At 71.6% G+C, this 23,272-nt stretch carries 16 protein-coding genes, 1 pseudogene and 1 riboswitch; of the genes and pseudogenes, 12 read left to right on the plus strand and 5 right to left on the minus strand.

Annotation, left to right across the window (positions count from 1 at the left end; all coding sequences use genetic code 11):
* The first annotated feature begins 106 nt into the window (after positions 1-106).
* The 3 genes from ABD347_RS09395 (at position 107) to ABD347_RS09405 (ending at position 3,891) form a co-directional block, all read left to right on the plus strand.
* Positions 107-877 (plus strand): NUDIX hydrolase, encoded by a 771-nt coding sequence (locus ABD347_RS09395; RefSeq protein ID WP_344358894.1) that lies wholly within the window; start codon positions 107-109, stop codon positions 875-877.
* A gap of 108 nt (positions 878-985) precedes the next feature.
* Positions 986-2,821, plus strand: a complete 1,836-nt coding sequence (locus ABD347_RS09400; protein ID WP_344358896.1) for an ATP-binding cassette domain-containing protein — start codon at positions 986-988, stop codon at positions 2,819-2,821.
* A 128-nt stretch (positions 2,822-2,949) separates the two neighbouring features.
* Entirely contained in the window at positions 2,950-3,891 is a 942-nt protein-coding gene (locus tag ABD347_RS09405) for a FadR/GntR family transcriptional regulator (protein WP_344358898.1), read from the plus strand.
* Positions 3,892-4,198: 307 nt separating this feature from the next.
* Here the strand turns inward: ABD347_RS09405 and ABD347_RS09410 are convergent, their stop codons facing one another.
* Complete coding sequence (locus ABD347_RS09410) at positions 4,199-4,366, minus strand: hypothetical protein (RefSeq protein WP_179166852.1); 168 nt, start codon at positions 4,364-4,366, stop codon at positions 4,199-4,201.
* Here ABD347_RS09410 and ABD347_RS09415 point away from each other — a divergent pair.
* Both ABD347_RS09415 and ABD347_RS09420 read left to right on the plus strand, forming a co-directional pair.
* Positions 4,299-5,846, plus strand: a complete 1,548-nt coding sequence (locus tag ABD347_RS09415; protein ID WP_344358901.1) for an RNA polymerase sigma factor — start codon at positions 4,299-4,301, stop codon at positions 5,844-5,846. The two genes, ABD347_RS09410 and ABD347_RS09415, sit on opposite strands and share 68 nt — an antisense overlap.
* Before the next feature lie 159 nt (positions 5,847-6,005).
* Positions 6,006-6,827 carry a serine protease gene (locus ABD347_RS09420; RefSeq protein ID WP_344358903.1) on the plus strand — a complete coding sequence of 274 codons (822 nt, stop codon included), beginning with the start codon at positions 6,006-6,008 and terminating at the stop codon, positions 6,825-6,827.
* A 274-nt stretch (positions 6,828-7,101) separates the two neighbouring features.
* Here the strand turns inward: ABD347_RS09420 and ABD347_RS09425 are convergent, their stop codons facing one another.
* Positions 7,102-7,329, minus strand: coding sequence for a DUF7455 domain-containing protein (locus ABD347_RS09425; RefSeq protein ID WP_064071505.1), 228 nt, complete (start codon positions 7,327-7,329; stop codon positions 7,102-7,104).
* A gap of 440 nt (positions 7,330-7,769) precedes the next feature.
* On the opposite strand from ABD347_RS09425, the gene ABD347_RS09430 reads away from it, so the two are divergent.
* From ABD347_RS09430 to ABD347_RS09440, 3 genes are all read left to right on the plus strand, one after another.
* Positions 7,770-9,887 carry a DNA gyrase/topoisomerase IV subunit B gene (locus ABD347_RS09430; protein ID WP_344358908.1) on the plus strand — a complete coding sequence of 706 codons (2,118 nt, stop codon included), beginning with the start codon at positions 7,770-7,772 and terminating at the stop codon, positions 9,885-9,887.
* 167 nt (positions 9,888-10,054) lie between these two features.
* Positions 10,055-10,528, plus strand: coding sequence for a DUF485 domain-containing protein (locus ABD347_RS09435; protein WP_344358911.1), 474 nt, complete (start codon positions 10,055-10,057; stop codon positions 10,526-10,528).
* Positions 10,525-12,120 (plus strand): solute symporter family protein, encoded by a 1,596-nt coding sequence (locus ABD347_RS09440; RefSeq protein ID WP_344358914.1) that lies wholly within the window; start codon positions 10,525-10,527, stop codon positions 12,118-12,120. The genes ABD347_RS09435 and ABD347_RS09440 overlap by 4 nt, the downstream gene beginning before the upstream one ends.
* A gap of 22 nt (positions 12,121-12,142) precedes the next feature.
* Here the strand turns inward: ABD347_RS09440 and ABD347_RS09445 are convergent, their stop codons facing one another.
* Both ABD347_RS09445 and ABD347_RS09450 read right to left on the minus strand, forming a co-directional pair.
* Positions 12,143-12,823, minus strand: coding sequence for a DUF7342 family protein (locus ABD347_RS09445; RefSeq protein ID WP_344358917.1), 681 nt, complete (start codon positions 12,821-12,823; stop codon positions 12,143-12,145).
* 494 nt (positions 12,824-13,317) lie between these two features.
* Positions 13,318-14,991, minus strand: a pseudogene (locus tag ABD347_RS09450) (sensor histidine kinase); the annotation flags it as partial.
* A 176-nt stretch (positions 14,992-15,167) separates the two neighbouring features.
* Between ABD347_RS09450 and ABD347_RS09455 the strand changes: the two are divergent.
* Positions 15,168-16,292: a CobW family GTP-binding protein gene (locus ABD347_RS09455; protein ID WP_344358959.1), complete on the plus strand. Its 1,125-nt coding sequence runs from the start codon at positions 15,168-15,170 to the stop codon at positions 16,290-16,292.
* Between the two features lie 334 nt (positions 16,293-16,626).
* Here ABD347_RS09455 and ABD347_RS09460 read toward each other — a convergent pair whose 3' ends face one another.
* Positions 16,627-19,080 (minus strand): DNA gyrase/topoisomerase IV subunit A, encoded by a 2,454-nt coding sequence (locus ABD347_RS09460; protein WP_344358919.1) that lies wholly within the window; start codon positions 19,078-19,080, stop codon positions 16,627-16,629.
* A 263-nt stretch (positions 19,081-19,343) separates the two neighbouring features.
* On the opposite strand from ABD347_RS09460, the gene ABD347_RS09465 reads away from it, so the two are divergent.
* The 3 genes from ABD347_RS09465 (at position 19,344) to ABD347_RS09475 (ending at position 23,251) form a co-directional block, all read left to right on the plus strand.
* On the plus strand, positions 19,344-20,681 hold the full coding sequence (locus tag ABD347_RS09465) for a M16 family metallopeptidase (RefSeq protein ID WP_344358961.1): 1,338 nt from the start codon (positions 19,344-19,346) through the stop codon (positions 20,679-20,681).
* 26 nt (positions 20,682-20,707) lie between these two features.
* The gene (locus tag ABD347_RS09470; protein WP_344358964.1) at positions 20,708-22,075 is read left to right on the plus strand and encodes a M16 family metallopeptidase; all 1,368 of its coding nucleotides are present in this window, start codon (positions 20,708-20,710) and stop codon (positions 22,073-22,075) included.
* A 210-nt stretch (positions 22,076-22,285) separates the two neighbouring features.
* A riboswitch (cyclic di-AMP (ydaO/yuaA leader) is annotated at positions 22,286-22,449 on the plus strand.
* A gap of 13 nt (positions 22,450-22,462) precedes the next feature.
* A complete protein-coding gene (locus ABD347_RS09475; RefSeq protein WP_344358922.1) occupies positions 22,463-23,251 on the plus strand; it encodes a M23 family metallopeptidase in 789 nt (262 codons plus the stop codon).
* Positions 23,252-23,272: the final 21 nt, after the last annotated feature.

Genomic DNA, 23,272 nt, shown 5'->3' on the forward strand with positions numbered 1-23,272 from the left:
CCCCGTCGAGGCAGCCGGCACCGGCCCTGCCGGCGCGGAGGAAGACGTGACCGCGGAGGGCTCCCGGGGAGCTGTTTATCGTCAGGAAGACGACTATGATCGTCGCATGTCGCCCTACGACCCCTCGGCCTATCCGCCTTTCGCCGTGACCGTCGACCTGGTGGTGCTCACGGTTCGCCGCCACGCGCTGTGCGCACTGGCCGTACGCCGTGGGGAGCCTCCCTTCCAGGGGCGCTGGGCACTGCCGGGCGGATTCGTGCGGCCCGACGAGGACCTGGGAGCGGCCGCGGCGCGTGAACTCGTCGAGGAGACGGGCCTGTGCGCCCATGACCCGGGCACGCCGCTCCCCGAAGCCGGCAACGGCGCCCATCTGGAACAGCTCGCCACCTACGGAGCGCCCGAGCGGGACCCCCGCATGAGGGTCGTCAGCGTCGCCCACCTCGTGCTCGCCCCCGACCTGCCCGCGCCCCGCGCGGGCGGCGACGCCAACAGTGCCCGCTGGGCACCGGTCGACGAGCTGCTCGACCAGGAGGGCGGGTTCGGCCGCGAGGAGGAGCAGCCCGTGCCGCTCGCCTTCGACCACGCGCGGATCCTGGCCGACGGGGTCGAACGCGCCCGCTCCAAGATCGAGTACTCGTCGCTGGCCACGGCCTTCTGCCCGCCCGAGTTCACGGTCGGCGAGCTGCGCCGGGTCTACGAGGCGGTGTGGGGCGTCGCCCTCGACCCGCGCAACTTCCACCGCAAAGTGACGGGCACGCCCGGCTTCCTGGTCCCCTCCGGCGGCACCACGACGCGTCAGGGAGGCAGGCCGGCCCAGCTCTTCCGCGCGGGAGGCGCGACCCTGCTCAACCCCCCGATGCTGCGCCCCGAGGTCTGACACCCGGCCGTCAACCCTCAACCCTGCGCCAAAAGTCCGAAATGTCGCGTTATCTTGCTGCGGTACCCGCCCTGCCGCCGAGCGGTTTCCTCTACCGCGGGAGAAGCGATGCTCCAGGCAATCGGACTGACCAGCACCCCCCGCCGAGACCGTCCGCCCGCCGTGGACGATCTGACCTTCGAGGCCCGGCCCGGCAGCGTCACCGCACTGCTCGGCGCCACCGGCTCGGGCAAGACCACCGCCCTGCGCATGATGCTCGAACTCGAACCCGGCCGCGGGGTCACCTACTTCCGCGGCCGCCCCCTCCACCGCATCGCCCATCCCGCCCGCGAGGTCGGCGTGCTCCTCGGCGACGTGCCCGGCCACCCCGGGCGGACCTGCCGCGGCCAGCTGCGCATGCTGTGCGCCGCCGCCGGTGTCCCCGCCTCCCGCGCCGACGCCATGCTCGACATCGTCGGCCTCGCCGGTCTGCGCGATCAGCGGCTCGGCACCCTCTCCCTCGGGATGGAGCGCCGACTCGGCCTCGCCGCCTCCCTGTTGGGCGACCCGCACACCCTGTTGCTCGACGCACCGGCCGCCGGCCTCTCGCCCCGCGAGAACAGCTGGCTGTTCAGCCTGCTGCGGGCCCACGCCGCCCACGGCGGGACCGTGCTCTACACCACCGACGACGCCAAGGAGGCCGCCCGCACGGCCGACCACGTCGTCACCATCAGCGGCGGAAGGTTGGTGGCCGACCAGGACGCGACGGCCTTCGCCCGTACCAGACTGCGGCCCCGCGTCGCCGTCCGTACACCCCACGCCGCCCGTCTCGCCGCCCTCGTCAGCCGGGAGGCGCGCGCCGCGCAGCGCTCAGTCGAAGTGGTCACGGAGGAGGGCAACCGGCTGTGCGTCTACGGCAGTGACTGTGCCGAGATCGGGGAGACCGCCTTCCGCCACGGCGTGCTCCTCCACCAACTCGCCGACGAGGTCGGCGACACGGCTCCGGAACCCGTGCACACCACCGCCCCGGCCCCCGGCCCCTCGGAGGCGTCCGCGCCGGCCCCCGTACCCCTGCCGGAGTCCAGTCCCCCGACCGAAGCCCCGCACCCACCGCCCCATCCGCGTCCGCATGCAGATCCGCATCCACATCCGCACGGGAGCCCACTCCCGCCGCCGCTCGTGGTGAGGCCGGTCCGCAGCCCCCTCCGCCCGCTCCGGTACGAGCTGTGCCGCCTGCTCGGTGTGCCCACCCCCCACGTGACCGCCGCCGCCGTCCTCGTCACGTCCGTCGTCCTCGCCGCGTTCCTCGCCCGCTCGAGCGGCACCCCCCTGCCCGCCGTACTGGCCGCCTGGCCCGGCCTCCTTCCGCTGCCGCCCGCCGCCCTGGGGGCCGGTCTGCTGGGCGCGCTGTCCTTCGGCGACGAGTACCGCCACCCGGTTCTCTCCTCCGGCGCGGGCACCGTCCCGCGTCGCCTGGGCCTGCTCCTCGCCAAGCTCGCCGTCACCGCCGTCACCGCCCTGCTGCTCGCCCTCCTCGTCGCGGTCGTCGACCTGGCGGCACTCCGCCTCATCTACGGCGGCGACGCGATCCCCGTACCCGGGAACTGGCCGGCGCTCTGCGCCGGTTGGGCCGCCCTGTCGGTGGGGTGCGCCTGGGCCGGACTCCTTGCGGCCGGGGTCTTCCGGGCGACCATGGCGGGAGTCGCCGCCGTGCTCGCCGTGCCGGTCGTGATCGCGCCTCTGGCGCAGAAGGTGCTGGTGGGGCCCTCCGTTCGTTCGATCGCCGGACTCCCCGCCCGGCTGCGCGAACTGTCCTGGGCCCAGTGGCCCTACGAGGCGGACCGCTGGCTCCTGGCGGCGGCGCGCGTGGTCGCTCAACCGGTGGGGACCGCGCTGGTGTTGGCCGTGACAGCGCTTACGTGCGCTTATCTGTTCACCGGACTGCGCCGTCGGGCGCGCTGGTAGCCCGTTGTGCGCCCGATGGTGACCGAGCGGTGACCACAGCGCTTCAAACGGTCACAACTCACTTGGAAATTGCCCGGTTCCTTCCGATAAGGCGTCAATTGGAGAGCAGGCGCCGATCACCCTTTCGTGTGCTTTTCACCAAAGACCTCAAGGGTCGTGGAAGCGACGCCGACAAAGGATGCGTGAGTACCCTTGCGCACACCATGATGACCGCCGCCCGCCCCGTGGAGACCGGCCTCACGGCCCCGGGCGGACTGGACCGCTACGCCTACCCGGAGGCTCCCGTCGCCGACCGCGTCGGGCTTCCCTCCTGGGACGGCGCCGAGACGGAGCTGGGCCGGGTGGGCCGGCGGGCGGGCGGCAGTCGCGGCCGCGGACTGCACGGCCAACTCGTCCAGCAGCTCGGCCAGATGATCGTCTCCGGCGACCTCGGCGCCGACCGGCCGCTCGTACCCGAGGAGATCGGTCAGCGGTTCGAGGTCTCCCGTACCGTGGTGCGCGAATCGCTCCGCGTCCTCGAGGCCAAGGGCCTGGTCAGCGCCCGCCCGAACGTCGGCACCCGGGTCCGCCCGGTCAGCGACTGGAATCTGCTCGACCCCGACATCATCGAATGGCGGGCGTTCGGCCCCCAGCGTGAGGACCAGCGCCGGGAGCTCGGCGAGCTGCGCTGGACGATCGAGCCGCTGGCGGCGCGTCTCGCGGCCGGGCACGGCCGCGAGGACGTCCAGCAGCGCCTGGGCGACATGGTCGAGATCATGGGCCACGCCTTTGCACAGGGTGACGCGATCACCTTCTCCCGCGCCGACGCGGAATTCCACAACCTGTTGATCCAGCTCGCGAACAACCGGATGCTCGAGCATCTCTCCGGCATCGTCTCGGCGGCCCTCCAGGTGTCCGGCTCTCCGACGATCAGCTGCGACCGCCCCAGCGAGGCCTGCCTCGCCCACCACGCGCGCATCGTCGACGCCCTGGCCGCCGGCGACGGACCGGCCGCCGAGGCCGCCATGCGCCAACTGCTGACGGTCCACCCTGAGGTGGAGCGGGTCGTTCCCGCCCCGCGCGAGCACTGAGCCGCCCCACGGCCCCAGGGCGTTCACCCTCGCGCACGCGGCGTATGACGCCGGGCCCCGGGCACCCTTCCCAGGGGCCCGGCGCGCCCGGAGGCCCCCGGCGGCAGTCGGCGCCGGGCTCGGAAGGCGGGATTCGGTGGCGCGATAGGGGGTGACCTCCCGGTCTGGGGGTATTTGGACGCATACGGGGTGTGACTCGGGCCACGCGAATTGGGCGTAACGCTCCTCGAAGCCCTGCGATGACCTAAGAGGTGACAGCCGAGGAGGGAATACAGCCGCCGTTCACGGCGCTGTGCACCTCCGAGGTTCAGCCCGCGTCGTCGGCACATCCCCAGCCGACGGTCGTCGGCTCCGGCCCGATCATGGGCGGGGCCGGAAGCCGTTTCCATCGTTCCGAGAGGTTGTTCGTGTCGGCCAGCACATCCCGTACGCTCCCGCCGGAGATCGCCGAGTCCGAGTCTGTGATGGCGCTCATCGAGCGGGGAAAGGCTGATGGGCAGATCGCCGGCGACGACGTGCGTCGGGCCTTCGAAGCTGACCAGATTCCGCCAACCCAGTGGAAGAATGTTCTGCGCAGCCTCAATCAGATCCTCGAGGAAGAGGGTGTGACGCTGATGGTCAGTGCAGCGGAGTCGCCGAAGCGCACCCGCAAGAGCGTCGCAGCGAAGAGCCCGGCAAAGCGCACCGCCACCAAGGCCGTCACCGCCAAGACGACCGTGACGAAGTCCGTCGCGGCCGCCGCGGCCCCGGCGGCCGAGAGCGCGGACGCGCCGGCCGACGAGGCGGGTACCCCTGCCAAGAAGGCGGCGGCCAAGAAGACCGCCGCCAAGAAGACGGCGGTGAAGAAGACCGCCGCCAAGAAGACCGCCGCCAAGAAGACCACGGCCAAGAAGGACGCCGACGAGGTCGTCGAGGGCGAGGAGCTGCTCGAGGACGTCGCGCCCGGCAAGGGCGAGGAAGAGGAGGCCGAGGGCGAGAACAAGGGCTTCGTGCTCTCGGACGAGGACGAGGACGACGCGCCCGCGCAGCAGGTCGCCGTCGCCGGTGCCACCGCCGACCCGGTCAAGGACTACCTGAAGCAGATCGGCAAGGTCCCGCTCCTCAACGCCGAGCAGGAGGTCGAGCTCGCCAAGCGCATCGAGGCCGGACTCTTCGCCGAGGACAAGCTGGCGAACTCCGACAAGCTGGCGCCGAAGCTCAAGCGCGAGCTGGAGATCATCGCCGAGGACGGCCGCCGCGCCAAGAACCACCTGCTGGAGGCCAACCTCCGTCTCGTGGTCTCCCTGGCCAAGCGCTACACCGGTCGCGGCATGCTCTTCCTGGACCTGATCCAGGAGGGCAACCTGGGTCTGATCCGCGCGGTCGAGAAGTTCGACTACACCAAGGGCTACAAGTTCTCCACGTACGCCACCTGGTGGATCCGTCAGGCGATCACTCGCGCCATGGCCGACCAGGCCCGCACCATCCGTATCCCGGTGCACATGGTCGAGGTCATCAACAAGCTCGCGCGCGTCCAGCGTCAGATGCTCCAGGACCTGGGCCGCGAGCCCACCCCGGAGGAGCTGGCCAAGGAGCTCGACATGACCCCTGAGAAGGTCATCGAGGTCCAGAAGTACGGCCGTGAGCCCATCTCGCTGCACACCCCGCTGGGCGAGGACGGCGACAGCGAGTTCGGTGACCTGATCGAGGACTCCGAGGCGGTCGTGCCGGCCGACGCGGTCAGCTTCACGCTGCTGCAGGAGCAGCTCCACTCGGTGCTCGACACGCTGTCCGAGCGTGAGGCCGGCGTCGTGTCCATGCGCTTCGGCCTGACCGACGGCCAGCCGAAGACGCTGGACGAGATCGGCAAGGTCTATGGCGTGACCCGTGAGCGGATCCGCCAGATCGAGTCCAAGACCATGTCCAAGCTGCGTCACCCGTCCCGCTCGCAGGTGCTGCGCGACTACCTCGACTGAGGTCGCACGGTCGTACGGTCGTACAAGGCGGAGGGCCCGGATCCCGCAAGGGAGCCGGGCCCTCCGGCATGGGCGGCGTGGACACGCCGTTGGGGTGCGGGCCGCGGCGCACTGGTCGACTCTGGGTGAAGCTGGTTCACCGGAGAGTCAGGAGACCGCATGCGTCGTCCCATCAGCCGGAAGCGGACCGCGGCCGTGGCCGCCCTCGTGGCCACGGCCGTCCTGCCGCTCAGTACGCCCGCGCCCGCTGCCGCCGACAGCGTCGTCGTCGGAGGAGAACCGGTGCGCGCCTCCGACAGTCCCTGGGCCGTGGCCCTCTCCAGCCGTGACCGGTTCGGGGGTACGCGGGCGGGGCAGTTCTGCGGCGGTGTGGTCGTCGCGCCCACGAAAGTGGTGACCGCCGCGCACTGTCTGGGGCCGACGGTGCTCGGTACGGACGCCAGGGAGCTGAGCGACCTCAAAGTCATCGCGGGCCGCACGGAGCTGCGGGACGCGGGCGGGCGGGAGATTCCGGTGACCGGCGCGTGGATCAGTCCCCAGTACGACGCGGACACCCAGTCCGGCGACCTGGCCGTGCTCACGCTGGCGAGCGCGCTGCCCCGCTCGTACGTCATCCAGCCGGCCCGCCGGGGCGACCCGGCCTATCGGCCCGGGACGAGCGCCGCGGTGTACGGCTGGGGCGACACGACGGGCGGCGGCTCGTACGCGTACACGCTGCGCGCGGCGAGCGTGAGTGTGCTGCCCGACGAGGTCTGCGCACGCGCGTATCCGGCGGAGGCGGGCGGCGGTGGGTACCTGCCGGCCACCATGCTCTGCGCGGGGGATCCCGAGGGCGGCCGGGACGCCTGTCAGGGGGACAGTGGCGGGCCGCTGGTCGCGCGTGGGCGGCTCATCGGACTGGTGTCCTGGGGGAGTGGCTGCGGGGAGCCGGGCAGCCCGGGGGTCTACACGAGGATCTCAGCCGTCCTGCCGCCCCTCTGAGAGCGGAACACCGGGCGTGGGCGGACCCGTCCGGCCGGCCGGCCGCAGGCCGGGCGAGGGGGCAAGCAGTATCCCGGCCGCCCCCCGGCGGGCGACGGTCCGGTGACTGCCCCGGGCCTCGCATGAGGAAGCGGGCGGCCGTGACAGAGTGCGCGCGGCCGTGACAGCGCGAGGGCACCCGGCAACGGTATGAGAACGGGCGACCATCCCCTGGTGGGGATGGTCGCCCGTCGGCCGGTCGGGACCGGCCCCTGGCTCGTCGTGGATGCGAGTGTCAGCGATCCTCATCGACCGCGGTCGGCACGGTGGTGAGCCGGTCCGTCTCATCCTGTATCTCAGCGGCGATCTTCTTGAGTTCCGGCTCGAACTTGCGCCCGTGGTGGGCGCAGAAGAGCAGTTCGCCACCGCTGGTCAGCACGACGCGCAGATATGCCTGGGCGCCGCAGCGGTCGCAGCGGTCGGCGGCCGTCAGCGGGCTCGCGGGGGTCAGAACAGTAGTCACGTCGCCTCTTCTCTAGCTCGACGAGCTGTCGTACCAGGGTCAACATCCAACCAGGCCGAAAACGTTCCCGCTCGTGGCTTTTCCTTGAAAGTTTCTCCAAGGAGGCTGTCTGCTACCGGTTGGCGGCGAATGAGCCGTATTGCTGTGCTCTACGGGTTTCGCGTTGCTTGTCTCGTTCAGTCTCGTTCAGCCCTCCCGGCGGATGCCGGTTGTTCATGAGGACGTGCCCGGAGCCTAAATGGTTCATGCCTGGAAGGGAACGTGATGTCCACGTCACTCCATCGAGGGATCGAACATCCTTGCGACTCTGGACTAGCATGAGTTTTCACGTGGGTGGCGTTACAACGGCTCTACCAGGCCTCTGTACCCTCTGACCGGTGACAGACGCCGGGCCTTTACCCCCACAGGCCACCATCCAAATTCAGCGAGGAGCGAACCGCGTGACCGCCGATACGTCCGTGCCGTCCAGTGCGCTGCTGACCGCAGACCGTGACGGTTCCAACTACACCGCGCGGCACCTGCTCGTCCTTGAAGGGCTCGAGGCGGTTCGCAAGCGGCCTGGTATGTACATCGGGTCCACCGACAGCCGTGGCCTGATGCACTGCCTCTGGGAGATCATCGACAACTCCGTCGACGAGGCTCTCGGCGGCTACTGCGACCACATCGAGGTGATCCTCCACGCCGACAGCTCCGTGGAGGTCCGGGACAACGGCCGTGGCATCCCCGTCGACGTCGAGCCCAAGACCGGCCTCTCGGGCGTCGAGGTCGTCATGACCAAGCTGCACGCCGGCGGCAAGTTCGGCGGCGGTTCGTACGCCGCGTCCGGCGGTCTGCACGGCGTGGGCGCCTCCGTGGTGAACGCGCTGTCGTCCCGGCTCGACGTCGAGGTCGACCGCAGCAGCTCCACGCACGCCATCAGCTTCCGCCGCGGCGTGCCGGGGATCTTCACCGAGTCCGGCCCGGACGCCCCGTTCGACCCCGGCAACGGGCTGCGCAAGACCAAGCGTGTCCCCAAGGCCCGCACCGGCACCCGTGTCCGGTACTGGGCGGACCGCCAGATCTTCCTCAAGGACGCCAAGCTCTCCCTGGAGCACCTCCATCAGCGCGCCCGCCAGACCGCCTTCCTGGTCCCCGGGCTCACCATCGTCGTACGGGACGAGCGCGACCTCGAGGGCGAGGGCAAGAGCGAGGAGACGTTCCGCTTCGACGGCGGCATCAGCGAGTTCTGCGAGTACCTGGCGCAGGACAAGGCCGTGTGCGACGTGCTGCGGCTGACCGGCCAGGGCACCTTCAAGGAGACCGTGCCCGTCCTCGACGAGCGCGGGCACATGACCCCCACCGAGGTCACCCGCGAGCTCGGCGTCGACGTCGCGCTGCGCTGGGGGACGGGGTACGACTCGACGATCAAGTCGTTCGTGAACATCATCGCCACCCCCAAGGGCGGCACCCATGTCAGCGGCTTCGAGCGAGCGATCACCAAGACGGTGAACGAGGTGCTGCGCTCCGCGAAGCTGCTGCGCGTCGCCGAGGACGACATCGTCAAGGACGACGCCCTGGAGGGCCTCACCGCCGTGGTGACGGTGCGGCTCGCCGAGCCGCAGTTCGAGGGCCAGACCAAGGAGGTCCTCGGTACGTCGGCGGCGAACCGGATCGTCGCCAACGTGGTCGCCAAGGAGCTGAAGGCCTTCCTGACCTCCACCAAGCGCGACGCCAAGGCCCAGGCCCGCGCGGTGCTGGAGAAGGCCGTCGCCGCCGCTCGTACGCGGATCGCGGCCCGTCAGCACAAGGAGGCGCAGCGTCGCAAGACGGCCCTGGAGTCCTCCTCGCTGCCCGCCAAGCTGGCCGACTGCCGCAGCGACGACGTGGAGCGCAGCGAGCTCTTCATCGTCGAGGGCGACTCCGCCCTCGGCACGGCCAAGCTCGCCCGGAACAGCGAGTTCCAGGCCCTGCTGCCGATCCGCGGCAAGATCCTCAACGTCCAGAAGTCGTCCGTGTCGGACATGCTGAAGAACGCCGAGTGCGGCGCGATCATCCAGGTCATAGGAGCCGGTTCCGGCCGGACCTTCGACATCGACGCCGCCCGGTACGGCAAGATCGTCCTGCTTGTGGACGCCGACGTCGACGGCGCGCACATCCGCTGCCTGCTGCTGACGCTCTTCCAGCGCTATATGAGGCCGATGGTGGAGGCGGGCCGGGTTTTCGCCGCCGTACCGCCCCTGCACCGCATCGAGCTCATCCAGCCCAAGAAGGGCCAGGACAAGTACGTGTACACGTACTCGGACAACGAGCTGCGGCAGACGCTGCTGGAGTTCCAGCGCAAGGGTGTCCGGTACAAGGACTCCATCCAGCGCTACAAGGGCCTGGGCGAGATGGACGCCGACCAGCTCGCGGAGACCACGATGGACCCCAGGCACCGGACCCTGCGCCGGATCAACATCGGTGACCTGGAAGGCGCGGAGCAGGTCTTCGACCTGCTGATGGGCAACGACGTGGCACCGCGCAAGGAGTTCATCACCAGCTCCGCCGCGACTCTGGACCGCTCCCGCATCGACGCCTGATCCGCCTCCCCGATGCCCCGGCTCCCCATAGCGGACGGAGTCGGGGCATCGGGCGTCCACGTCACCTGATGGAGTGAAGTGGGTGGAGAGAAGAGTCCGGGATCCACCCGGTCTGCCCATCCTTGTGCACGCGGCCGAAACGGTTCGCCGACAAGGAGAGTTGACCGGTGGAGAACAGGGAAGGACTCGATGCCGCGACCGTGCGGATCGATGACCCGTGGTACGACGCACTGGCCTCCGGCTGGGGCGAGGGCGGCGGCGAAGGGGCGCCGGCGGCGACCGGCCCCGCCCGGCCACCGCGGGAGCAGCGCGCCGCGGCCGACATCTACCTGGAGGTGCAGCGCAGCGCCGCCTTCCAGGAGGTTCGCGCCCGCTACCGGGGCTTCGTCGTGCCGGCCGCCCTGGCCTTTCTCGCCTGGTACCTGGCCTATGTGGTGGCGGCGACCACGGCTCCGCAGCTGATGTCCCGTCCCGTGGCCGGGGCGGTGAACGTGGCGATGGTCGCGGGGCTCGGCCAGTTCCTCACCACCTTCGGCCTGACCTGGGCGTACGCACGCCATGCCCGGTTGCACCGCGACCGCGCCGCGCTCGATCTGCGCTGGGACACCCAGGAGCTGACGCGAGGGGCGGCCGAGCGTTGACCGGAGACCACCAGGCCCTCGCGCTCCTGCTGTTCAGCGCGTTCATCGCGGGCACCCTGGCGATCACCACCTGGGTGAGCCGCCACCGGCGCGGATCGACGGAGGAGTTCTACACCGGAGGGCGGTTGTTCTCGCCTATGGAGAACGGCTTCGCGATCGCCGGCGACTACATGTCCGCCGCGTCCTTCCTCGGCATCTCCGGCCTGATCGCGCTTTTCGGCTACGACGGGATGCTCTACTCGGTCGGCTTCCTGGTGGCCTGGCTGGTCGTGCTGTTCCTGGTCGCCGAACTCGTCCGCAACTGCGGGCGCTTCACCCTCGCCGACGTGGTCGCGGCACGGATGCGCGAGCGGCCGGTGCGGATCGCGGCGGGAACGTCCTCGGTGACGGTGTCCGTTCTCTACCTGGTGGCGCAGATGGTGGGGGCCGGCAGCCTGGTCGCGCTGCTCCTGGGCGGTACGAGCGCGGCCGCGCGCTCCTGGACCGTGATCGGCGTGGGCGCACTGATGGTGATCTACGTGTCGTTGGGAGGGATGCGAGCCACCACCTGGATCCAGATCGTCAAGGCCGTACTGCTGATGGCGGGTGCCGTCGTGCTCACCGTGCTCGTCCTGCTGCGCTTCCACGGGGACGCGAACCAGTTGCTCACCGCCGCGGCGGAACGCAGCGGCCACGGCAAGGACTTCCTCTCACCCGGGCTCAAGTACGGCGGGGACTGGATCGCGCGGCTGGACTTCATCAGCCTCGGCCTGGGGCTGGTCCTCGGCACCGCCGGGCTGCCGCACATCCTGTCCCGCTTCTACACCGTGCCCACCGCGCGGGCCGCCCGCCGCTCGGTCGTCTGGGCCATCGGCCTCATCGGCAGCTTCTACCTGATGACCATCGTGCTGGGCTTCGGTGCCGCCGCGATCGTCGGTACCGAGGAGGTCCGGGCGTCGAACGCCGCGGGCAACACGGCCGTGCCGCTGCTCGCCCTCGACCTCGGCGGGGGCGCCGGCACGACCGGGGGAGCGGTGCTGTTCGCTGTGGTCGCGGCGGTGGCCTTCGCGACCATCCTGGCCGTCGTCGCGGGCATCACCCTGGCCTCGTCGGTGTCGGTCGCCCACGACCTCTACGCCTCGCTGAAGCGGCCGCACGGGAAACGGCGGTTCGGAGAGGTGGCCGTGGCGCGGGTGGCGGCCGTCGGCGTCGGCGCGGTCGCGATCGCTCTCGGGCTGCTGGCCCGGGACCTGAACGTGGCCTTCCTGGTCGGGCTCGCCTTCGCGGTCGCCGCCTCCGCGAACCTGCCGGTGCTGCTCTACTCCCTGTTCTGGCGGAACTTCACCACGCGCGGGGCGGTCTGGTCGGTGTACGGGGGACTCGTCCCGGCGGTGCTGCTGGTGCTGTTCTCGCCGGTCGTGTCGGGCAGCCCCGAGGCGCTGTTCCCCGGTGTGGACTTCCACCTGTTCCCGCTGCAGAACCCCGGCGTGGTCTCCATCCCGCTGGGCTTCCTCGCCGGCTGGCTCGGCACGGTCACCTCACCGGAGCCTCCGGACGAGGCGAGGCACGCCGAGACGGAGGTACGGGCGCTGACGGGCGCGGGCGCGGCGTAGAGGGCGGTCCGGGGCGGCCACCTCAGGACGAGGCCGCCCAGGCGTAGCGGTGTTCCGGCCGGCCGGTCTCGCCGTACCTCAGCGACAGACGCACCCGGCCGCCCCGTTCCAGCAGCTTCAGGTACCGCTGCGCCGTCTGCCGGCTCACTCCCGCCCGTTCCGCGATCTCCTGTGCGGACAGCGGGCCGTCGGCGGCGAGCAGTACCTGGCGCACCAGCTCGGCCGTGGTGGGGGAGTGGCCCTTGGGCAGGTCCGGCGCTCCGGAGGCCACCGACAGGGCGCCGAAGATCCGGTCCACCTCCGCCTGCTCGGCCTCGCCCCCGCCGTCGAGTGTCCGGCGCAGCGCCGCGTACGCCTCCAGCTTGGGGCGCAGGCCGGCGAAGTTGAACGGCTTCACCAGGTACTGGAGCGCGCCGTGGCGCTGAGCCGCCTGGACGGTGGCCACGTCCCGGGCCGCCGTCACCATGATCACGTCCGTCTGGTGTCCGCGCCTACGCAGTTCGCGTACGACCGCCAGGCCGTTCCCGTCCGGGAGGTAGTGGTCGAGCAGGATCAGGTCGACCGGCGTCTCCTCGACCCGGGCGAGCGCCTCCGCCACGGTGTGGGCCAGCGCGACGACCTCGAAGCCCGGCACCTTGGCCACGTACGCGGCGTTGATCCGCGCGACCCGTACGTCGTCGTCCACGACCAGCACGCCGATCACCGCGCACCCTCCCGACCGGTCCGCCTGCCCTCAGCGTCGGTCTTCTCGACGCCCGGCGCCCCTTCCTGACGCCCGGTCCGGGACGCCGCGGCCCGCCCGGGAACGTTCGCTGCGGCGGCCGGCCGGGTTCCGTCGGTCGCCACGGGGCCTCCGGGGCATCCGGGCCCGGCGGCCGCTGCCCGCGGTGTCGGCTCCGGTACGCCCCGGAGGCGGCCGGTCACAGTTCCCGTGAGGCGGTCGGCCGCGTCGACCGGCAGGGGGCGCGCGTCGCCGGGGAGAGGGCGCGCGGCGTTCGGGAGCGAGCGGTCCGGGGCTCCCGCGCCCCGTGAAGGCCCCTGCACGCCCGCGTGCCGGCCCGGCGGAGCCCCGGTGAGCCCCCTCGGCCTCCGCGCGTCCGAGCGCCCTGTCGTCGCCGCAGGCGGTACGGCATCGGTCGCCCCCTCACCGCGCCCCCGTTGCCCCGGAGCGGCCCCGACGCGCCTCGGCTCCGCCGCGTCCTCGGCAGCCGCCGCGCGGTCCGTCAGGGCCTCCGGGAGGACGACGGTGAACGCGGCACCGCCGCCGGGGGCCTCGGCGACCCGGGCGCTTCCGCCCTGGCGCTCCGCCAGGCGGCGCACCATGGCCAGGCCCAGCCCCCGGCGTCCCCCGTGAGCGGGGAGTTCCTTGGTGGACCAGCCCTCGGTGAACACCAGCTCCCGCCGCTCGGGCGGAACGCCGGGCCCGCCGTCGGTGACCCGCAGCACGGCCGTACGTCCCTCGGCGCGCAGCTCGACCTCCACCAGCGGCTCCGCCGACCCGGCCGCCGCGTCGACCGCGTTGTCGACGAGGTTGCCCACGACCGTCACCAGCTCACGAGGGTCGACCAGCCGGTCGGGCAGCGACGTGCCCGGGGCCAGGCGCAGCGAGACGCCACGCTCCGCCGCCACGGTGGCCTTGCCCACGAGGAGCGCCGCCAGCAGCGGGTCGTGGACCTTCTCGGTGACCTGCTCGGCCGTCGCCCGGTGCACGCCCACCACTTCGGTGACGAACTCCACCGCCTTTTCGTGCATCTCCAGTTCCAGCAGGCCCAGCAGCGTGTGCATCCGGTTGGCGTGCTCGTGGTCCTGCGCCCGCAGCGCGTCGATCAGCCCGCGTGTGGAGTCCAGCTCGCGCCCGAGCCGCTCCAGCTCGGTCCGGTCGCGCAGCGTCGCCACGGCACCCCCGTCGTCCGTCGGCATCCGGTTGGCGATCAGCACCCGGTGCCCGCGTACGGTCACCAGGTCCTCGCCCGTCACCCGGCCGGTCAGCACGTCCGTCGTGCGGCCCCGGCCGAGAACGTCCTCCAGGGGCCGGCCCGTCACCTCCGGGCCCACGCCCAGCAGCCGCTGTGCCTCGTCGTTCAACAACCGGATCCGCCCGAACCGGTCGAGCGCCACCACACCCTCGCGGATGCCGTGCAGCATCGCCTCGCGCTCGGCGAGCAGCGCCGAGATGTCCGAGAAGGCCAGGTCATGGGTTCGGCGCTGGAGCCGCCGGGAGATCAGGTACGCGGCCAGGGCACCCACGGCGAGGGCCCCGCCCGCGTACGCCAGCAGACCCGGGATCGCGGCCAGCAGCCGCGCGCGGACGCTGTCGTACGCGATGCCGACGGAGACCGCGCCGACGATCTCGCCCGACGCGTCCCGCAGCGCCACCTTTCCGCGGGCCGAGCGGCCGAGCGTACCGTTGTCGATCTCCATCACGTCCCTGCCCGCGAGGGCCTCGCTCGGGTCGGTGGAGACGACCTCGCCGATCTGCGCGGGGTCGGTGTGCGACCACCGCACACCACGCCGGTTCATGATCACCACATACTCGGCGCCGGTGGCCTGCCGGATCCGCTCGGCCTCCGCCTGTACCGGCCCGGTGGCGCTCGGGGCCGTACGCGTCAGCTCCTCGGCGACCTCGCTCGACGCGGTCGTCCCGGCGATCGCCAGGGCGCGCCGCATCGCCTGGTCGTCGAGCTGGGCGCTGAGCGGGGCCAGGAACAGGCCGGTGGCCAGCGCCGTCACACCCACGACGATGGTCAGCTGCATCAGCAGGACCTGCGAGAACACCCGCCGCGGCCAGCCGAACCGCCGGCGGCGCCCCGCCGGGCCGCGCGGCGGCGGCACGGTGGCGGGGGAGGGCGGCGAGGTCGGCGCGGGGCTCATGCAGGAACGGTAAGCGAGGCCCGTCGTAGAGCAAATGCCCGGCGTCACGTGCGAAATGTCCGATACGGCGCCCGCCTTCGGGCGTCACCGACCCCGTCCGGTCCGCCTATCCTGGTGGCCGCCAAGCCGCCGTGCGCGGAGCCGACCGAGAAGGGTGACCCTTGAGCAGCAGCAGCATGCAGCAGATCCCCGTCGTCGTCCTCGCGGGCTTCCTGGGGTCGGGGAAGACGACCCTGCTCAACCATCTGCTGCGCAGTGCCAGAGGGACCCGCGTCGGCGTCATGGTCAACGACTTCGGCTCGATCGAGATCGACGCCATGACCGTCGCCGGACAGGTCGGCTCGACCGTGTCCCTGGGTAACGGCTGCCTGTGCTGTGCCGTCGACGCGAGCGAGCTCGACACCTACCTGGAGGTCCTCACCCGGCCCTCCTCCCGCCTGGACGTCATCGTCATCGAGGCGAGCGGGCTGGCCGAGCCGCAGGAACTCGTGCGGATGATCCTCGCCAGCGACAACGAGCGCGTCGTGTACGGCGGGCTCGTCGAGGTCGTCGACGCCGCCGAATTCGACGCCACCCGCGAACGGCACCCCGAGACCGACCGGCACCTGGCCATCGCCGACCTCGTCGTCGTCAACAAGGCCGACCGCGTCGGCCCGGACGAGCTGCGGCGCGTCCACACGGCGGTCGCGGACCTCGCCGGCCGGGCGGCGGTGATCGACGCCGCGTACGGCAGGGTCGATCCCGAGTTCCTCTTCGACCGCGCCGCGCGGACCGACGGCGGCGGGCCACGCCAGCTGACCTTCGAGGACCTGGACGAGCTCCATGTCGTGGAGGACGCGCACCCGCACGCGGCGTACGACACCGTCTCCTTCACCGCCGACGAGCCGATGCACCCCCGCAGGCTGCTGGACCTCCTCGACTCCCGCCCCGAGGGTCTCTACCGGATCAAGGGATTCGTCGATTTCGGTGCCGCCGATCCCGCCAACCGCTACACCCTGCACGCGGTCGGCCGGTTCCTCCGCTTCTACCCGGAGCCCTGGCAGCGCGGCGAACAGCGCCTGACCCAGCTCGTCCTCATCGGCGCGGGGACCAACGGTGAAGCCCTCCGCGAGGCCCTGCACGGCTGCCGTGTCACCGGCCCGCAGGATGTCCCGGAGGAGCACAGCATGTGGGGCGTCCTGCGCTACGTGCCCGAGCCCGTGCCTGATCCCGAGCCCGTGCCTGATTCCGAGCTCTTGCCCGATTCCGGGCCCGTGCTCGATTCCGGGCCCGCCGGCGCTCCCGCCGAAGCGGTTCCGTAGTCCCGGCGCGGGGCGTCATGCCGGGCAAAGCCGACGGTACGTCGAACGCTCGCCGTACCGTCCGTCCTCCGCACCGGGCCCCTTCCGAGAAGCGTACGGCGGAGCAGCACCCGGGCGCGCCGTGGCCGTGCGCGGGACGCCGCCCACCCACGCCGAACGGCTGCCGCGTGAGGCGGGAAACGCCCTCGTGGAGTGCCCGCGCCCGACGCGAGGCGACGCCGACGCCCGATCGCGGGCGCCGGGCGCGGCCGAGCCGTTCTCCCCGTCGCCGCCGACCGCCGGAAGCGCCCGCCGGAAGCGCCCGGCCCTCGACGGGCGCCCCCGAGCGGACCTGTTACGACGCCGGCCCCGCCAGCACCTCCACCTGCTTCACGAGCGGTGTGCCCGAACCGTCCCGGCGCGGATCCATCTCCGGGAGCTCCACCGGGGAGCCGTTCTTCTGCGCCGCGCGGGCCGGAGCCGCGCCCGCCCAGCCCAGGACCAGCGCGTCCTCGCCCTTCAGGAACCGCTGGCAGCGCACACCGCCTGTGGCGCGGCCCTTGCGCGGGTACTGGTCGAACGGCGTGAGCTTCACCGACGTGGCCGCGGTCGGGTCCAGCGCGCCGGACGAACCGGCGGCGGTGAACACCACGGCGTCCGCCGCCGGGTCGACCGCCGTGAACGAGATCACCTCGGCGCCCGCCGCCAGCTTGATACCGGCCATACCGCCCGCCGGACGGCCCTGCGGACGCACCGCCGACGCCGGGAACCGCAGCAGTTGCGCGTCGGAGGTGATGAAGACCAGATCCTCCTCACCCGTGCGCAGCTCGGCCGCGCCGACGATCCGGTCGCCCTCCTTGAGGCCGATGACCTCCAACTCGTCCTTGTTCGCCGGATAGTCCGGCACCACCCGCTTGACCACGCCCTGGAGCGTGCCGATCGCCAGGCCGGGCGAGGACTCGTCGAGGGTCGTCAGACACATCACCGCCTCGTCCTTCTCCAGCGTCAGGAACTCCGACAGCTGCGCCCCGCCCGACAGGTTCGGCGCGGACGCCGTGTCCGGCAGCTGGGGCAGGTCGATCACCGACAGCCGCAGCAGCCGCCCGGCCGACGTCACCACACCGACCTCGCCGCGCTGCGTCGCGGGCACCGCCGAGACGATCACGTCGTGCTTGGTGCGCCTGCCGCCACTGTCCGGCAGCGGATCACCGCTCGCCGTACGGGCCAGCAGACCCGTCGACGACAGCAGCACCCGGCACGGGTCGTCCGCGACCTCCAGGGACGCCGCCGCGACCGGAGCGCCCGCCGACTCCAGCAGGACGGTGCGCCGTTCCGTACCGAACTTCTTGGCGACCGCCGCCAGTTCCGACGACACCAGCTTGCGCAGTTCGGCGTCCGATTCCAGGATCCGGGTCAGCTCCTCGATCTCGCTGTTCAGCCGGTCGCGCTCGCTCTCCAGCTCGATCCGGTCGAACTTGGTGAGCCGGCGCAGCGGGGTGTCCAGGATGTACTGCGTCTGGATCTCGCTCAGTGCGAAGCGCTCGATCAGCCGCTCCTTGGCCTGCGCCGAGTTGTCGCTCGACCGGATGACCCGGATGACCTCGTCGATGTCCAGCAGCGCCACGAGCAGGCCCTCGACCAGGTGCAGCCGGTCGCGCTTCTTGCCGCGCCGGAACTCGCTGCGGCGCCGGACCACCTCGAAGCGGTGGTCCAGATAGACCTCCAGCAGCTCCTTCAGGCCCAGCGTGAGCGGCTGCCCGTCGACCAGCGCCACGTTGTTGATGCCGAAGGACTCCTCCATCGGCGTCAGCTTGTAGAGCTGCTCCAGCACGGCCTCCGGGATGAAGCCGTTCTTCACCTCGATGACCAGCCTTAGCCCGTGCTCGCGGTCGGTCAGGTCCTTCACGTCCGCGATGCCCTGGAGCTTCTTGGCAGCCACCAGGTCCTTGATCTTCGCGATCACCTTCTCCGGGCCGACCGCGAAGGGCAGTTCGGTGACGACCAGGCCCTTGCGGCGCGCCGTCACGTTCTCCACGGTCACCGTCGCACGGATCTTGAAGGTGCCGCGGCCCGTCTCGTACGCGTCCTTGATGCCGGACAGGCCCACGATCCGGCCGCCCGTCGGCAGGTCCGGACCCGGCACGTACCGCATCAGGGTGTCGAGGTCGGCCCCCGGGTGCCTGATCAGGTGGCGTGCGGCGGCGATGACCTCGGCCAGGTTGTGCGGGGGCATGTTGGTCGCCATACCGACCGCGATCCCGGACGCGCCGTTGACCAGCAGGTTCGGGAAGGCGGCGGGCAGCGCGACCGGTTCGCGCTCCTGCCCGTCGTAGTTCGGGTTGAAGTCGACGGTGTCCTCGTCGATGGACTCCGTCATCAGGGACGTCGCGTCGGCCATCCGGCACTCGGTGTACCGCATGGCCGCCGGCGGGTCGTCGTTGCCCAGCGAGCCGAAGTTGCCGTGTCCGTCCACCAGCGGCAGGCGCATCGAGAACGGCTGGGCCATGCGCACCAGCGCGTCGTAGATCGACGCGTCACCGTGCGGATGGAGCTTGCCCATCACCTCGCCGACGACCCGGGCGCACTTCACGAAACCGCGCTCGGGGCGCAGCCCCATCTCATTCATCTGGTACACGATGCGACGGTGCACCGGCTTCATGCCGTCGCGGGCGTCGGGCAGGGCCCGGGAGTAGATCACCGAGTACGCGTACTCGAGGAAGGAGCCCTGCATTTCGTCGACGACGTCGATGTCGAGGATCCTCTCCTCGAAGTCGTCGGGCTGCGTGGTCTTCGTGCTGCGGCGGGCCATCGCGGCTGCGGCTCCTTCACCAACAAGGTTGATCTGACGCCGACCATTGTGGACCGTCCCACTGACAACGCCGACCGCGACCCGGAAGAGGGACGTGACGAGGATCCGGGAACTTCGCCGGGTGCCAGTCCGCTTGCATACAGTGGCAGGACTTCCACAGCGGTCCCGCAGCAGGTCGCGGCAGCTGCATACAGTGGCAGAAGACGTCCGCCGCGACCCGCAGCCGGACTTTTTCCACAGCGATCGAAGGGACGTACATGCCCATGGGTCACACGGCCACAGCCCAGGCCGGCTCCGGCGGCCTGACAGCGACCGAGCACCGCCTGGCCAACGGCCTGCGCGTGGTGCTCTCCGAGGACCACCTGACCCCGGTCGCCGCGGTCTGCCTCTGGTACGACGTCGGCTCACGCCACGAGGTCGAGGGCCGTACCGGTCTCGCCCACCTCTTCGAGCACCTGATGTTCCAGGGCTCGAAGCAGGTCCAGGGCAACGGCCACTTCGAGCTGGTGCAGGGTGCCGGCGGCTCCCTCAACGGTACGACCAGCTTCGAGCGCACCAATTACTTCGAGACCATGCCCGCCCATCAGCTCGAGCTGGCGCTGTGGCTGGAAGCCGACCGGATGGGCTCCCTGCTCGCCGCGCTCGACGACGAGTCCATGGAGAACCAGCGGGACGTCGTCAAGAACGAGCGCCGCCAGCGGTACGACAACGTTCCGTACGGCACCGCCTTCGAGAAGCTGACCGCCCTCTCCTACCCCGCGGGCCACCCCTACCACCACACCCCGATCGGCTCCATGGCCGACCTGGACGCCGCCACCCTCGAGGACGCGCGGAACTTCTTCCGTACGTACTACGCGCCCAACAACGCGGTCCTGTCGATCGTCGGGGACATCGACCCCGAGCAGGCGCTCGCCTGGGTCGAGAAGTACTTCGGCTCCATCCCGTCCCACGACGGCAAGCAGCCGCCGCGTGACGGGACGCTCCCCGAGATCATCGGCGAGCAGCTGCGCGAGGTCGTCGAGGAGGAGGTCCCGGCCCGCGCCCTGATGGCCGCCTACCGGCTCCCGCACGACGGCACGCGCGAGTGCGACGCCGCCGACATCGCCCTCACCGTCCTGGGCGGCGGCGAGTCGTCGCGGCTGCACAACCGCCTGGTGCGCCGCGACCGCACGGCCGTGGCGGCCGGCTTCGGCCTGCTGCGCCTGGCCGGCGCGCCCTCGCTCGGCTGGCTGGACGTCAAGACGTCCGGCGGAGTGGAGGTGCCCGACATCGAGGCGGCCGTCGACGAGGAGCTGGCCCGGTTCGCCGCCGAGGGCCCCACGCCCGAGGAGATGGAGCGTGCCCAGGCCCAGCTGGAGCGCGAGTGGCTGGACCGGCTCGGCACGGTCGCCGGCCGCGCCGACGAACTGTGCCGGTACGCCGTACTGTTCGGCGACCCGCAGCTCGCCCTGACCGCTGTCCAGCGCGTCCTGGACGTCACCGCCGAGGAGGTGCGGGCGGTCGCCCAGGCCCGCCTGCGCCCCGACAACCGCGCGGTGCTGGTCTACGAACCCACCGGCACCGACCACAGCGACCAGGAAGAAGAGGGAGCCGACCAGTGAGCGACGCCGCTGTGTCCCTGACGTCCATGGAGTTCCACCCGCAGCCCCGGCCCGGGACCGCCAGGCCGTGGGCCTTCCCCGCGCCCGACCGCGGCACCCTCGACAACGGCCTGACCGTGCTGCGCTGTCACCGCCCCGGCCAGCAGGTCGTGGCCGTCGAGATCTTCCTCGCCGCCCCGCTGGAGGCCGAGCCCGAGGGTCTCGACGGTGTCGCCACGATCATGGCGCGGGCCCTGTCCGAGGGCACCGACAAGCACTCGGCGGAGGAGTTCGCCGCCGAGCTGGAGCGCTGCGGCGCCACCCTCGACGCGCACGCCGACCACCCCGGCCTCCGGGTCTCCCTCGAGGTGCCGGTCTCCCGGCTCTCCAAGGCCCTCGGGCTGGTCGCCGAGGCGCTGCGGGCCCCCGCCTTCGCCGACAGCGAGGTCGAGCGTCTCGTCCGCAACCGGCTCGACGAGATCCCGCACGAGATCGCCAACCCCGCCCGTCGCGCCGCCATGCAGCTCTCCAAGGAGCTGTTCCCCGCCACCTCCCGCATGTCGCGTCCCCGCCAGGGCACCGAGGCGACCGTCGCGGGCATCGACGCCGCGGCCGTGCGCGCCTTCTACGAGGCCCATGTACGCCCCGCCACCGCCACCGCGGTCGTCGTCGGCGACCTCACCGGCGTCGACCTCGACGCGGTGCTCGCCGACACCCTCGGGGCCTGGACCGGCGACACGGCCGAGCCTCGTCCCGTCCCGCCCGTGACGGCGGACGACACCGGCCGCGTCGTCATCGTGGACCGTCCCGGCGCCGTGCAGACGCAGCTGCTCATCGGCCGCATCGGCGCCGACCGCCACGACCGGGTCTGGCCGGCCCAGGTGCTGGGCACCTACTGCCTGGGCGGCACCCTCACCTCCCGCCTGGACAAGGTCCTGCGCGAGGAGAAGGGCTACACCTACGGCGTACGGGCCTTCGGCCAGGTGCTGCGCTCCGACCCCGAGGGCAACGGCGCCGCGATGCTGGCCATCAGCGGCTCGGTCGACACGGCCAACACCGGTCCGGCGCTCGACGACCTGTGGAAGGTGCTGCGCACTCTCGCCGCCGAGGGCCTGACCGACGCCGAGCGCGAGACGGCCGTGCAGAATCTGGTGGGCGTCGCCCCGCTCAAGTACGAGACGGCCGCCTCCGTGGCGGGCACCCTCGCCGACCAGGTCGAGCAGCACCTGCCCGACGACTTCCAGGCCCAGCTGTACGCCCGGCTGGCGGAGACGGGCACCGTGGAGGCCACCGCGGCGGTCGTCAGCGCCTTCCCGACGGACCGTCTGGTCACGGTCCTCGTGGGTGACGCGGCTCGGATCAAGGAGCCCGTCGAGGCGCTCGGGATCGGTGAAGTGACGGTCGTCACCGGCTGATTGACGAGGCTTCCCCATAGGGGCGGGCGCTCTCCCGGGCCCCGGCACCACCCGGTGCCGGGGCCTTTCCATATGTCCGCTTTGCTATGGAGATCCACTGTCTGGTCTGTGGCGTGCGCTACAAAAAACCGTGTCTGTTTGGTGATTGAAAGATCGGCCGCTTAGCGTCTGATGCGCTGTCCGGCCGGTACCCGTCGCATCCGCGGCACCGGGCAGCCATCGCCGAGTCCCCGTCAGGCGCGAGCCTGGGGAGCCGGGGACCCACGAAGTCCCTGGGGTGAATCGGACGCCTTCGCACCCGTGCGGAGGGGCCCGTAGGAGACCTTCCTGCTCCGAACCCGTCAGCTAACCCGGTAGGCGAGAAGGAAGGAAAGGATCAGCCACTTCATGGCGTTCACCCGTGCCACCGGGAAGCACCGTGCCCCGAGCCGTCTGAGCCGCAAGAGCGCGCACGTCGCCGGAGTCGCGGCCCTCGCCACCACCGGCGTCATCGGAACCCTCGCTTCCCCGGCCCTCGCCGCCGCCCCGGACGCCGCTCCCGGCGCGCTCGAGGACACCGGCCTCAACCAGGCGGTCATCACGGACACCCTCGCCGAGCAGGTCGACGCCCAGGCCGAGGCGCAGGAGCTGGAGGCCCGGGAGACCGCGGCCAAGGCGGCCGCCCAGGCGAAGGCCGAGGCGGAGGCCAAGCGCAAGGCCGAGATCCGCGTGCAGGCGGCCCGCGATGCCAAGGAGCGCGCCGACCGCGAGGCCGAGCGCAAGCGGCTGAACGCCTTCCAGTTGCCGATCGCCGGCACCTACGTCAGCACCGGCTACCAGACCGGCGGCGCCATGTGGTCCTCCGGCAGCCACACGGGCATCGACTTCCACGCCGCCTCCGGCACCAGCGTGGTCTCCGTGGGCGCGGGCACCGTCGTCGAGGCGGGCTGGGGCGGCGCGTACGGCAACAACGTCGTGATCCGGATGAACGACGGCACGTACACCCAGTACGGCCACCTGTCCTCCGTGAGCGTCTCGGCCGGCCAGACCGTGATGCCGGGCCAGCAGATAGGCCTCGCCGGCTCGACCGGCAACTCCTCCGGGCCGCACCTCCACTTCGAGGCCCGTACGGGCGCCGACTACGGCTCGGACATCGACCCCGTCGCCTACCTCCGCTCCCACGGCGTCAACGTCTGACCTCTCCACCTGTCGGGGAAG

Origin of the sequence: Streptomyces gobitricini (assembly GCF_039532985.1) — a bacterium.
Classification (GTDB): Bacteria; Actinomycetota; Actinomycetes; order Streptomycetales; family Streptomycetaceae; genus Streptomyces; species Streptomyces gobitricini.

Bases quoted from the DNA above. Each gene is read 5' to 3' on its own strand.
- ABD347_RS09395 (WP_344358894.1), top strand. From the start codon at position 107: ATGTCGCCCTACGACCCCTCGGCCTATCCGCCTTTCGCCGTGACCGTC.
- ABD347_RS09400 (WP_344358896.1), top strand. From the start codon at position 986: ATGCTCCAGGCAATCGGACTGACCAGCACCCCCCGCCGAGACCGTCCG.
- ABD347_RS09410 (WP_179166852.1), bottom strand. From the start codon at position 4,366: ATGAGCGCCATCACAGACTCGGACTCGGCGATCTCCGGCGGGAGCGTA.
- ABD347_RS09420 (WP_344358903.1), top strand. From the start codon at position 6,006: ATGCGTCGTCCCATCAGCCGGAAGCGGACCGCGGCCGTGGCCGCCCTC.
- ABD347_RS09455 (WP_344358959.1), top strand. From the start codon at position 15,168: ATGCAGCAGATCCCCGTCGTCGTCCTCGCGGGCTTCCTGGGGTCGGGG.
- ABD347_RS09460 (WP_344358919.1), bottom strand. From the start codon at position 19,080: ATGGCCCGCCGCAGCACGAAGACCACGCAGCCCGACGACTTCGAGGAG.
- ABD347_RS09465 (WP_344358961.1), top strand. From the start codon at position 19,344: ATGGGTCACACGGCCACAGCCCAGGCCGGCTCCGGCGGCCTGACAGCG.
- ABD347_RS09470 (WP_344358964.1), top strand. From the start codon at position 20,708: ATGGAGTTCCACCCGCAGCCCCGGCCCGGGACCGCCAGGCCGTGGGCC.
- ABD347_RS09475 (WP_344358922.1), top strand. From the start codon at position 22,463: ATGGCGTTCACCCGTGCCACCGGGAAGCACCGTGCCCCGAGCCGTCTG.